This window comes from Neobacillus rhizosphaerae, from assembly GCF_050477885.1.
Lineage (GTDB): Bacteria > Bacillota > Bacilli > Bacillales > Cytobacillaceae > Neobacillus > Neobacillus rhizosphaerae_A.
Window position 1 is genome coordinate 1 of record NZ_JBCNAC010000126.1, and the last position, 12,372, is coordinate 12,372.

At 40.5% G+C, this 12,372-nt stretch carries 13 protein-coding genes; 7 read left to right on the forward strand and 6 right to left on the reverse strand.

What is annotated here, in order from left to right:
- The first annotated feature begins 177 nt into the window (after positions 1–177).
- A complete protein-coding gene (locus ABES03_RS17930) occupies positions 178–1,101 on the forward strand; it encodes an alpha/beta hydrolase (RefSeq protein WP_430119149.1) in 924 nt (307 codons plus the stop codon).
- A 27-nt stretch (positions 1,102–1,128) separates the two neighbouring features.
- Here ABES03_RS17930 and ABES03_RS17935 read toward each other — a convergent pair whose 3' ends face one another.
- Positions 1,129–1,461, reverse strand: a complete 333-nt coding sequence (locus tag ABES03_RS17935) for an iron-sulfur cluster biosynthesis family protein (protein ID WP_430119151.1) — start codon at positions 1,459–1,461, stop codon at positions 1,129–1,131.
- 146 nt (positions 1,462–1,607) lie between these two features.
- Between ABES03_RS17935 and ABES03_RS17940 the strand changes: the two genes are divergently transcribed.
- Positions 1,608–1,814 carry a CDGSH iron-sulfur domain-containing protein gene (locus ABES03_RS17940; protein WP_309860888.1) on the forward strand — a complete coding sequence of 69 codons (207 nt, stop codon included), beginning with the start codon at positions 1,608–1,610 and terminating at the stop codon, positions 1,812–1,814.
- 594 nt (positions 1,815–2,408) lie between these two features.
- Here ABES03_RS17940 and ABES03_RS17945 read toward each other — a convergent pair.
- Positions 2,409–2,744: a YolD-like family protein gene (locus tag ABES03_RS17945; protein WP_430119153.1), complete on the reverse strand. Its 336-nt coding sequence runs from the start codon at positions 2,742–2,744 to the stop codon at positions 2,409–2,411.
- Positions 2,745–2,761: 17 nt separating this feature from the next.
- Positions 2,762–4,021 (reverse strand): DNA polymerase thumb domain-containing protein, encoded by a 1,260-nt coding sequence (locus ABES03_RS17950; protein WP_430119155.1) that lies wholly within the window; start codon positions 4,019–4,021, stop codon positions 2,762–2,764.
- A gap of 168 nt (positions 4,022–4,189) precedes the next feature.
- Here ABES03_RS17950 and ABES03_RS17955 point away from each other — a divergent pair, with 168 nt between their 5' ends.
- A complete protein-coding gene (locus ABES03_RS17955; protein ID WP_430119168.1) occupies positions 4,190–4,372 on the forward strand; it encodes a YqzH family protein in 183 nt (60 codons plus the stop codon).
- Between the two features lie 51 nt (positions 4,373–4,423).
- On the opposite strand, the gene ABES03_RS17960 is transcribed toward ABES03_RS17955, so the two are convergent.
- A complete protein-coding gene (locus ABES03_RS17960) occupies positions 4,424–5,221 on the reverse strand; it encodes an SDR family NAD(P)-dependent oxidoreductase (RefSeq protein ID WP_430119157.1) in 798 nt (265 codons plus the stop codon).
- Positions 5,222–5,248: 27 nt separating this feature from the next.
- Complete coding sequence (locus ABES03_RS17965; protein WP_430119158.1) at positions 5,249–6,226, reverse strand: MBL fold metallo-hydrolase; 978 nt, start codon at positions 6,224–6,226, stop codon at positions 5,249–5,251.
- Positions 6,227–6,525: 299 nt separating this feature from the next.
- Here ABES03_RS17965 and proC point away from each other — a divergent pair, with 299 nt between their 5' ends.
- From proC to namA, 3 genes are all read left to right on the forward strand, one after another.
- Complete coding sequence (proC, locus tag ABES03_RS17970) at positions 6,526–7,371, forward strand: pyrroline-5-carboxylate reductase (protein ID WP_430119160.1); 846 nt, start codon at positions 6,526–6,528, stop codon at positions 7,369–7,371.
- Positions 7,372–7,430: 59 nt separating this feature from the next.
- A complete protein-coding gene (locus tag ABES03_RS17975; RefSeq protein ID WP_430119162.1) occupies positions 7,431–8,570 on the forward strand; it encodes a glycosyltransferase in 1,140 nt (379 codons plus the stop codon).
- 74 nt (positions 8,571–8,644) lie between these two features.
- The gene (gene namA, locus ABES03_RS17980; RefSeq protein WP_430119164.1) at positions 8,645–9,664 is read left to right on the forward strand and encodes an NADPH dehydrogenase NamA; all 1,020 of its coding nucleotides are present in this window, start codon (positions 8,645–8,647) and stop codon (positions 9,662–9,664) included.
- A 41-nt stretch (positions 9,665–9,705) separates the two neighbouring features.
- Here the strand turns inward: namA and rnz are convergent, their stop codons facing one another.
- On the reverse strand, positions 9,706–10,629 hold the full coding sequence (rnz, locus tag ABES03_RS17985; RefSeq protein WP_430119166.1) for a ribonuclease Z: 924 nt from the start codon (positions 10,627–10,629) through the stop codon (positions 9,706–9,708).
- Between the two features lie 240 nt (positions 10,630–10,869).
- Between rnz and zwf the strand changes: the two genes are divergently transcribed.
- Positions 10,870–12,351 (forward strand): glucose-6-phosphate dehydrogenase, encoded by a 1,482-nt coding sequence (gene zwf / locus ABES03_RS17990; RefSeq protein WP_430119170.1) that lies wholly within the window; start codon positions 10,870–10,872, stop codon positions 12,349–12,351.
- Positions 12,352–12,372: the final 21 nt, after the last annotated feature.

A 12,372-nucleotide genomic window follows, 5' to 3' on the forward strand; every position in this document is an offset into this window, starting at 1 on the left:
AAAAACGGAAGCGTCTTGTTCAGCCCCGAGGGGCTAGACATTGCAGCTAGACTGTTATTAAAGTTCAAAAGAGCCGCTTATTGGTGTGAGCGGCTTTTTTTATGCTAAAATTAAAACTGTTCATTCTAAATACGTGACTTTCATATTTTATAGTAATTACTTCAGGGGGTGCCAATTGTGAGGAAGACATTTCGGACATTGTTTATTGTGTTATTTTTCTGGTTATCTCTTGCTCTATACTTTACCAACCGTCTGATGTATATGAAGAAAAAGGATGAAGAATTAATCTTAAGGCGTGAAAAGGAAGCTGGCCGATATAAGCCTGATGAATTCGAGTCTTTACCAAAGCAGGAGGTTGATATTCCTTCACCATTTGGTTACATGATTAAAGGACTTCTTATTGAACCACACAAGACGAACCGATATATCATTATTTCTCATGGCGTAACGGAAACGAAAATTAATTCGATTAAATATGCGAACCTCTTTCTTGAAAGAGGGTTTAATGCTTTCATTTACGACCATCGCCGACACGGAGAATCCGGTGGAAAAACAACCAGCTTTGGTCACTATGAAAAATTCGATCTAAAAACGGTTGTCGATTGGCTAAAAAAAGAAAAAGGACCAAATCTTGAGCTTGGCATTCACGGGGAATCTATGGGTGCGGCTACTATGCTGTTATATGCCGGGCTTCTTGAGGACGGGGCAGATTTTTATATTGCTGACTGTCCATTTTCTGATTTTAAGGAGCAGCTTGCCTATCTCATAAAAAAAGACTTTAAGCTTCTACCCGGACTATTACTCCCGATTGGTGATATCCTGTTGCGTTTTCGAGATAAATATTCCATTCGTCATGTATCACCCATTTCGGTCATTGAAAATATCAAACATCCTGTTCTATTTATTCACAGTCAAAAGGATGATTTTATTCTCCCTACTATGTCCAAGGACTTATTTGAGCAAAAAAAGGGCCCTAAAATGTTATACCTTGCTGAAAATGGACGGCATGCCCAGTCCTTTAACGAAAACCGTGCGGATTATGAGCGAGTCATCGATGAATTTTTGGAGACCTATGTTCATCAGGGTTTATCCACTATTTAAAAAACAGACTGTCCATTTTATTGGGGATCAGTCTGTTTTTTCTTTAATCATTAGGCTCATACGTCCATTTAAGATTTGCTGTGGACTTTTTAGTTGAAAACAATTGGCGGTTTGGGAAAAATCAATTTTCATTTCATCGTCTAAAAAAACGGTTTTCGCTTTTTCTACATATACCGGTCGATCATTTGTTTCGATAGCTAAGTCATCTTGATCTAATACCGGTACAAACCACAGGGTAATTACCCCATTTACCGCGCAACCGCAGCCATCTGTATCGTATTTTAATTTTAAAAATCCTTTACGGCCCACTGTTCTGTCATTGATTTTTTCTATTGCTGCCTCTGTTATATTGATCTGCATGATTAAATCCCCTTCTTTAAGCATATCGTGATTGTAACATAGGTTTTAAGGGATTTTTATTTTTTTGCTCGTCTTTTGTTGTTGCATTTTTCTTATATTCCAGTTATTCTCAAAGTTAATATGAAATTCCAAAAGGGGTGTTTGCTATGTCAAAGGTACAAATCAAGGTAAATGATAACGGTTCATTACGAATTACAGGTGATGTGGAATTGCTTGATGGCGAAGGTAATGTATATCCATCAAAACCAGCCTTTTCCCTCTGCCGCTGTGGTTTATCAAACAATAAGCCATACTGTGACGGCTCACATAAAGGGAAATTTGATTCTCAAGTTCGCGTTCCTAAAGAGGAATAGAATAAACATGGGCGGCCTTTCTTTGGGCGGCTCTTTTTTTTGTGTTGTTGAATAGACTGCTTCTACGTTACCGGTCTCCCTTTCCTGAGCCTCCTTGGGTCACGTAGACCGCTTCAATGAGACCGGTCTCTTTTTCCTGTGCCTACTTGGGTAACGTAGACTGCTTCTACGTTACCGGTCTCCCTTTCCTGAGCCTACTTGGGTCACGTAGACCGCTTCTATGAGACCGGTCTCTCTTTCCTATGCCTACTTGGGTCACGTAGACCGCCTCTACGTTACCGGTCTCCCTTTCTAGTGCCTACTTGGGTCACGTAGACTGCTTCTACGTTACCGGTCTCTCTTTCCTGTGCCTACTTGGGTCACGTAGACCGCTTCTACGTGACCGGTCTCCCTTTCCTGAGCCTACTTGAGTCACGTAGACCGCTCCTACGTTACCGGTCTCCCTTTCCTGAGTCCACTTGGGTCACGTAGACCGCTCCTACGTGACCTTTCTCTCTTTCTCAAGCCCTTTTGGGTCACGTAGACTGGATTGTTCTTTCTATAATTTTTTCCTTCTCCAGATTTTTCTTCATATCAATTAACAAAGCCCGTTTTTCACAAATCGGTCAGTCTGATATCGGCAATATTCATAATGGGAATGCGGTGTATCTCTTCAAAGCGGTCAACGATATGAAGTCTTTGCAGCAGTTCATCCCAGTAATGGATTTTTCCAATAACAATTTCATAGTTTCGATTCCGATAATGAGTAACGGTAACGAACTGATCAAACTCGACCGCTTCCGAAAGGGTCTCATTCATGAGCTCCAGCTGCTGTTCATCCATTTCCCTTTTTTGTTCAAATCCATCTTCCTTCACCCAATCCCTAAGCAATTTCACATGCTCAGGAAGCATCATCGACGTCCACTTGATCCTCCCACGGTCGCGAATCATACGCTCTCCTTCTTTCGTTACATTTTATGTCCCCCAACCAATGTGGCACGATGCTTGGCGGTTCCTGCAGCTGTATAAGAAACTGCGCGCAACAGAGAGCCTGCACCGAAGCGTCTCCGAACAGCATCAACCACATAGCCAAGCTCTCGTCTCTTATAGGCACCCCTGTCAAAAAGATCGAGCTGCAGCTCACGGTCATCAACAATGTTGCTAATGGCAATAGAAATTTGCCGTACTGTCTTTCCTGTATAGTGCTCATGAAATAATTCCAGACAGATACGGTAAAGCTCCATCGTTACATTTGTGGGCTGATGAATGGTTCTTGAACGATGAAAACCGCCGCCAAATTCATCTTGACTGTATCCTACTCCAAGACTAATCGTTCTCCCTGCCTTTCGATGTGTTCTTGCTCTTCGTGCCACCTCTTCACATATTTCTAACATGACAGCCTTAATCTCTTCTTCCTCTTTATAATCTCTTAGGAGAATTTGGCTTTTTCCGAAGCTAATTTGCCTTTGGATAATGGGTGCTCCTAAATCAGAGAGGTCCACTCCCCAGGCATGATAATATAACTGATTTCCCATAATTCCGAATTTCTTTTCCAGCTTTTCTAGATCATAGCGGGCCAACTGGCCGACAGTAAAAATCCCCATACTATTTAATGTTTTTTCCACACGTCTGCCAATACCCCACATTTCTCTAAGCGGTGATACCTTCCAAAGCTTTGTTTGGACGTCCTCATATGTCCACTCTGTCACGCCTTTTTTCTTTGCATCAAGATCAAGACAAAGCTTTGCCATTAACATATTGGGGCCAATCCCCACTGCACATGGCAGCTGAAATTCCCGCTCAATATCATCCTTTATTTTTTGAGCAATGGTATGAGCATCTCCCCACAAATGATCAGCCCCATCGACTTTAATGAAACTTTCATCGACGCTATACGTATGGATGGCCTCTTTTGGTACATAGCGGTTAAACACGCGCGAAATTTCTGTAGAAATACGTAAATAGGTTGCCATTTTCGGCTCAACAATTTGGATTCTTGGATCATTTGGAATTTCAAACATTCGCGATCCCGTTTTAATCCCAAATTCTTTTTTCAATCGCGGCGAAGCAGCAAGTACTATACTTCCTTGGCGTTCCTTATTACCGCAAACAGCTAAATAGCAATTCAATGGGTCGAGGCCAAGCATGACAGCGGAGCAGCTTGCATAAAAGCTTTTCATGTCCACACATAAAATTTTATTTTGCGGCAGCGTACTGTAATCGACCATGGAGTTTCCCTCAAATCGTATTTTTTCGAACATATGTTCTTAATTATTATATTCCTAATAATAAGCGAATATGCGTTCGTATTCAATGGAAATTTTTTGATAAGTTTTCGTATAGAGATTAGCTAAAAAACCTTTATAATAGAGGTGAGGTGTATTTTTTTGGAGAAAATGCTGATTAAAAAAATGATTTTAAACTGTCTGAAGCAGTATTATTCAACTGAATCCATGCCAGTTGGGGAAAAAGATTTGGAGGGTCTAATAGGCCGGGTTTTGCATTTAAAAGAAGAAGATCCCACAGCCAATTTACATGAAATAGTAAATGATACCGTTTATGAATTTTTAACAGGGTGACGTTCGTTTAGGCAAAATAAAAAGCCTCAAATTGAGGCTGAGTAATTAAAACTATTTTGAATTAAACGCCCTCTTTCCGAGGTGCTCAAACAACCGTGGAAAAAGAACATAAACCACGCTTCCCATGTTCATCCAGCGTGGCAAATTGATTTCTCTTGTTTTCGTCAGCATGCCGTCAACCACCTTATTTGCAACATATTCAGGCTGAAGCATGTATCGCTGCACATTTTTTACGTATGTGCCTTGCTCATCTGCAATGTCAAAAAAATTAGTAGCGATTGGTCCTGGATTAACAGCTGTTACGAGCACATTGTAATCCGCAAGTTCCATTCTTAGTGCATTCGTATAGCCAAGAACGGCATGTTTAGTAGCTGAGTATACACTTGATTTTGGTGTAGCAATCTTCCCTGCCTGCGAGGCAATATTGATGATATGACCAGAACGTCTCTCCCGCATTTTCGGCAGCACCATGTTCGTACATGCCATCAGCCCCACTACATTCACATCAAACATACCCTTGATTTCATCCATTGTTGCTTTATGCGCTTCACGAAAAATGCCGAAGCCTGCATTATTGACAAGGATATCAACCTGACCAATCGTTTCAAAAATCTGCTTAAATACCTTCTCTACCTGTACCGTGTCAGATACATCAAGCTGAAAAACATTCACGTTAACTTGATGGGTTTCCTGCAGTTCAACTTTAAGCTTCTCAAGCTTATCCATACTTCTTGCCAGTAATACAAGGTTGGCCCCACTTGCTGCACAAAGCTTAGCGATTTCTGCACCTATTCCTCCTGATGCACCGGTAATCACAATATTTTTTTCTTTTAGTAGTTCCCTTCCCACATAAACACCTCTACTCGCTTACTCCCGTTACTCGATCTTCAGATTGCCTTGTAGATTGTAGAGAACGGGCTGTTTATTATTACTACTAATTTCGCCGATAGAGGATAAATAGTCAAGTTGAGCGACCGTTTCTGATATGGTTAGCATGAGTTCACGCTGATAGACGGTCGGGAAAAGGCGTTGACAAATTTTAAATACAGTAAGTTCCTCTTTTTGAAGCCAGTTTTTAACGGTCATTGCCCGCTCATGCTGCCGTGTAAGTCGTTTTCCAATAAGCGCTTCTAATTCATACACTTCTTCACCGTGCCCCGTGTATACATACTGAATAGGATACGCCAACAGCTTTTTCATCGAATCGTTATGCTGGAGCTGTGGCTTTGGTCTTTCTGTTTCACCAGGTGCAGGTGGCTCAAGCAATGGATTCGGTGAAATATGAGCCAGAATTAAATCACCACCAATTAATACTCCGTCCTTTTCTCGGAAAAGAGCAATTTGACTTTGAGCATGACCTGGCGTTTCAATTACCTCCCAATCATTAAGCCCTAATGGCTTCATTCCCTCTGAAAGATGTCCCGTTAGTGAACGATTACAAGAATACTTCAGCGTATTTCTTAGCTTAGAAAGGAACGGAAAATACTCCTCAGGAAGACCAAATTCTTTAAAATATAAGCGGAAGAACGCCTCTTGTTCTTGAAAAAAGGCTTCTGTCGGGTTGATCCACCGTTCATTGAGCTGATGACCATAAACCTCTACAGAAGCAGGGAAAAAGTCAAGCCCTCCTGCATGGTCGGGATGATGATGAGTTAAAATTACTTGTTCAATATCATCCGGATGTAAATGTAATTCAGCCATTTGTTCTTTCAATGAATTCCAAGATCCCTCTGTTTTCACTCCCACGTCAACGAGTGTCAATCGCTCCCCTTTAATCAAAAAAACATTCACATCACCAACTGGAAATGGTGTCGGTAAGGTAATTTTAGCAATTCCATTTTTCCATTCTGTCATAATAAAAACCCCTTAATATTATTGTTAAATAAAGAAATGAAAATAGAACGATATGAACAGTATTGTCATTTAATGTATAAAATAAAGTGTAGCGATTTATTCTTCAATTGTCATTATTTCTGCATAATTTTTTTAGAAAAAATAAAAAATTCTAACAACATTCCACTTGACAGATAACCTATTTCTCTTGCATAATCACAATTAAAATTTGCTACGTTAAAGCGATGACTAAGGCCAGCCTTTCGTCCTTTATGGATGAAGGGTCTATTTTATTTTACGGAGAAAAAGGAGGAAAAAAAATGAACAAAATAGCGATTATCGGTGCAGGATCAATGGCTGAAGCATTCATTTCGGGAATTCTTGAGAATGAATTAATTGATAGAAAAAATGTATGGGTAACAAACCATTCAAATAAGGAAAGGCTAAATAGTCTTAGAGAGCGTTATGGTGTTAGCAGCACGTATGATTTGAATGTTCTTTTCGATGGTGCAGATATTGTCATGTTAGCGATGAAGCCAAAAGATGCAGCGACAGCAATCCAAGCCATTCGAGAACAACTAACTGAGCACATGCTAGTCGTTTCCGTCTTAGCAGGTGTATCCATAAGTACCATTGAAACCTTGGCAAGAAAACCCCTTTCGATTGTACGGTCCATGCCAAACACTTCAGCCGCAGTTGGCAAATCTGCAACCGCGGTAGCTATGAATCAGCGGGTTACCAACGAGCAGGTAGAAATAACAAGAAACCTTTTTGGTACGGTTGGACTAACGACTTTTGTGGAAGAAAAACAGTTGGATGCGGTCACAGGCCTATCCGGAAGTGGTCCAGCTTACATCTATTATCTCATCGAAGCAATGGAAAAAAGTGCAGTTGAGGTTGGTCTTGAAAAAGAAATGGCTAGTGAACTCATTGTTCAAACTTTGCTGGGAGCAGCAGAGATGGTCAAAAAATCGAGTAAGTCCTCTACACAACTGCGCAAGGAAGTAACTAGTCCTGGCGGAACAACAGAAGCCGGAATTAAAGTCCTTGAAGAAAACGGAGTACAGCAAGCGTTCATTTCTTGTATAAAGGCAGCGACTGCCCAGTCAAAGAAAATGGGAACTGCCTTACGTTCACAACTTGAGACAGCGGATCAACCTTCCTAGTTGGATATTTGACTCATTTACTATAAACTAGGTGGAAAAAGGTCCAGGAAGTGTAGTTCATGCTAACAATATTATTTTCATTAGGAATTCTCGTTTGGCTTGTTTTTCTGATTGATGCATTGATCGGTTTCCGTCAAGTAGACTCGCTTGAAAACGAGGAAAGTTTAGAAACAGGACCCATGTTATCGGTAATCGTAGCAGCTAGAAACGAAGAAAAACAAATAAAGGCGAGTATCCTAAGCCAGCTGCAGCAAACCTATAAAAATGTGGAATGGATTTTAGTAGATGACCGCTCCACAGATGAAACTGGAAAAATTCTAGATGAATTGAAGAAGGAAGATCCTCGGGTCAAGGTTATTCATGTGAAGGAATTACCTGAAGGTTGGCTTGGGAAAAATCATGCCTTATATAAGGGATCGCTTCAAGCATCAGGAAAATGGCTATTATTCACTGATGCAGATGTGAAATATGGAAAGGAAGCATTTGCAAAGGCACTCCATTATGTTGAAAAACACCTGCTCGACCATTTAACAGCCGCACCCAATTTAAGCGCGAATCATTTTTGGCTAAAAACCTTTGTCGCTTTTTTCTTGTTTGGTTTTTCCTATTTTAAGCGGCCATGGATGGCAAATAATCCAAAATCGAAAATTGGAACAGGAATTGGGGCATTCAATCTGGTTTCTAAAGAGGCATATGAATCATTTGGCACACATGCAAGACTAAAAATGCGGCCAGATGATGACTTGCAACTGGGGATGAAATTGAAAAAGGCTGGCTACCACCAAAGAATAGTCACAGCACTAAGGCTAATTGAAGTCGAATGGTATGGGAGTTTAAGAGAGGCATTTATCGGTCTGGAGAAAAATACGTTTGCAGGCCTAAATTATCAAGTCAGGATGGTTTTTTTTTCGATCTTCGGAGTCTTTGTCACCAATGTGCTTCCGTTCCTGACGATTTTTTCTGCAAACAAAACCATAGCCTTTCTAAGCTTAGGTAATATTGTTACGAGTGGAATTCTTTATGTGTTGATTATTAAAAGAATGACCGTCTTTTCCCCTGTACTATTTCTCGTTTTTCCCATTACTGCTTTACTTTTTATTTATTCGATTATTAGAGCAAGCTTGCTTACTTTTAAACGCGGAGGAATTGTTTGGAGAGGAACGACTTACCGCTTAAGTGAATTAAGAGATCACGACTGAAGCAGGATTTTACATTAATTTTATACCTTTTGCTATACTAAAGTGGTTAGTACAGAAACAGGAGGGACTTTTAGATGGCAACAAAATTATTTTCTCCCATTACTATAAAGGGAGTGACATTAAAAAACCGAATAGTCATGGCGCCAATGTGCATGTACTCCAGCCATAATGAAGACGGGCATGTTCAGAACTGGCATCGTACGCACTACACAAGCAGAGCGGTCGGTCAAGTTGGTCTTATTATAGTTGAAGCAACAGCAGTTACTCCACAAGGCAGGATTTCTCCACAAGATTTAGGTATTTGGAGTGATGACCATATTGAGAGCTTCCAAGAGCTTGTTGGTTTCATGAAAGAACATGGGGCGAAAACAGGTATACAGCTTGCCCATGCTGGAAGAAAAGCTGTATTAGAAGGTGAAATCATCGCACCTTCAGCGATAGCTTTTAATGAAAAATCGAAAACTCCGAAAGAAATGACAGTCACTGATATTAAAGAGACCGTTGAAGCCTTTAAAAAAGGGGCGGAACGAGCGGCCCAGGCTGGTTTTGATGTGATTGAAATTCACGGAGCGCATGGTTATTTAATTAATGAATTTCTTTCTCCACTTTCCAACAAACGAACAGACGAATATGGCGGCGCAGCTGAAAACCGTTACCGTTTACTGCGTGAGGTCATTGATGCTGTTAAAACGGTTTGGTCAGGTCCCCTGTTTGTAAGGGTTTCTGCTCATGATTATCACGAGGATGGATTATCACCTGAAGATTACATAGTGTTCGCAGAGTGGATGAAAGAACAAGGTGTAGACTTAGTGGATGTAAGCTCAGGTGCTGTGGTACCCGCACATATTCATGTGTATCCAGGTTATCAGGTAAAGTATTCTGAAACGATTAAGAACGGGGCTAATGTTGCAACTGGTGCAGTTGGCTTAATTACTACGGGCATACAGGCTGAGGAAATCCTACAGAATGAACGAGCTGATTTGGTATTTCTAGCTCGTGAGTTGCTGCGTGACCCATACTGGCCACGAACAGCAGCCAAAGAACTTGGTGTTTCGATTGAAGGACCTAAGCAGTACGAAAGAGGATGGGTATAAGAAAAGAAAAGCACTTACTGATTTTTCAGTAAGTGCTTTTTTTACTTAAGAGGAATATGAATTTCTTTAAAATCTTCCGCGATGTCTGTATTAGGAAAGGTTTCCTTTGCTTCAGCCACTAACTCGCTCCAATCATTCCGATCATATCGTGAGCTGATGTGGGTCAAACATAACTGCTTGCAGTCAGCCTTTCTTGCAATATCTGCTGCCTGATAGGTCGTTGAATGAAAGTAATCGTAGGCTAAAGTTTCCTCCCCTTTTGAGAAGGTTGCTTCATGGATTAAAAGGTCTGACTCTTTTGCTAATAGCATCGCATTTTCACAATATCTTGTGTCTCCAAGAATGGTAACTACTCTTCCTTTTTGTTCAGGGCCAAGGAACTCCTTCGGATCAAGCACCCGTCCGTCTTCAAGAGTAACCGATTCTCCATTTTTTATTTGCCTAAAGATTGGCCCAGGTTGAACACCCGCTTTAATTAACTTATCAGCATGCAAAGTCCCCGGTCTGTCCTTCTCCATGATTCGATATCCATACGAAGGAATCCCATGTTCAAGCAGCCGAGCTTCCACAGTAAACTGTTCATCTTCAAAAATAATTCCTTCGTTAATTTCGACGATGCTCAAGGGATATTTTAAATAGGTCTGACTTAGGGACAGACTCATCTCGATATATTCTTTAATTCCTTTTGGTCCATAAACCGTAACCGCTGACTCCCCGCCTTGAAACGAACGACTGGATAACAAACCAGGTAAACCATAAATATGATCACCATGTAAATGAGTAATAAAAATTTTTTCAATCCGCCGCGGTTTTAAGGATGTATGTAAAATTTGATGCTGGGTCGCCTCCCCCACATCAAATAACCATACTGCTCCCCGTTCCTCGAGCAATTTCAAGGCTATAGATGTGACATTTCTGATTTTCGCCGGCATTCCTGCCCCCGTTCCAAGAAAAAATAAATCCAAAGTTCCATTCTCCTTTCACCGTTCCTTAGCCAATATTGATAATATAACATAAATTGGTTTGGATTTCTTCTTAGCTCATCTAATAACAGAAAAACATATTGCTTACATGCAAATCAATATATTTGCGAAACCTAATGAAAACAGCTAAATTTAATAGTTGGAAAAAGAAATTGTTTTTCTTCAGACTACATATGCAAATTATGCTACTAGGAAAGAGGTCTTTAACCCGTGGAAAAAAACATGACTTCATTAATTATGATTTTCGGAGCAACTGGAGATTTAGCTCATAGAAAGCTATTTCCTTCCCTTTACCGTTTATTTGAGCGGGGGAGATTAAATAAATTTGCTGTCATTGGGGTTGCAAGAAGATCTATGTCTAATGATGATTTTCAGCAATCAGTACAGGACTCAGTATTAGGAGCCTTAGGGAACAAGGATAATCTCGATGAGTTTGCTTCTCATTTTTACTATCAATCACACGATGTAGCCGATTCAAGCTCATACGCAGAATTAAATAAATTAGCTCATGAGATTGATGAGAATTATCAACTTGAAGGAAATCGCATCTTTTACCTCGCGATGGCACCAGAATTCTTCGGACCAATCGCGCTTCATTTAAAATCAGATGGGTTAACCAATGTAAAAGGTTACAAACGCTTAGTCATTGAAAAACCGTTTGGACATGATTTAGAATCTGCCAAAGAGTTAAATAAACAAATTAGAACAGCCTTTTCTGAAGAAGAAGTGTATCGAATTGATCACTACCTTGGAAAAGAGATGGTTCGTAATATTGAAGTCATTCGTTTTGCCAATGCCATTTTCGAACCGCTGTGGAATAACCGATATATATCTAATATCCAGATTACGTCTAGTGAGACACTTGGTGTCGAAGAACGAGGGCGTTATTATGAAACAAGCGGAGCTTTACGTGATATGTTGCAAAACCATATGATGCAAATGGTAGCCTTGCTTGCCATGGAACCTCCAATCAAATTGACAACGGATGAAATTCGTTCCGAAAAAGTAAGGGTATTTCGTTCACTCAGAACGGTTGTGGGTGACGAGGTAAATGATTACTTTGTCCGCGGACAATATGGTGAGGGAATGCTGGATGATAAGAATGTTCCCGCCTATCGTGATGAACAAATGGTAGACAAGGAATCGAACACAGAGACCTTTGTCGCAGGTAAAGTGATGATCGATAACTTCCGTTGGGCTGGTGTTCCATTTTATATTCGCACTGGTAAACGAATGGCAGCAAAATCAACAAAGATTGTCGTTCAATTTAAAGATATTCCAATGAATTTATACTATCAGACGGAAAAAATGTTGAATCCAAACCTCCTTGTTATTCATATCCAGCCGGAAGAGGGAATAACCCTTCACCTTAATGCCAAAAAGGCTGGCGGCCATTTAGATGCACAAGAGGTGAAGCTAAGCTTTGCTAACACAGGAATTAATGCTATGAACACTCCTGAAGGCTATGAAAAGCTACTTTACGATTGCATGCGTGGCGATGCGACCAACTTTACGCATTGGGATGAAGTAGCATATTCTTGGGCATTTGTAGATAAGATTTCAGAAGTGTGGGAAGGAACAAAGGCAGAATTCCCAAATTACGCTTCCGGTTCAATGGGACCACAGGCTGCAGATGAACTGTTGGAAAAGGATGGCTTCTTTTGGTGGCCTGTTACAGATTTAGACGTAGATATTTGTAAATGAGAATAGAAAAGCGGAAGCGCC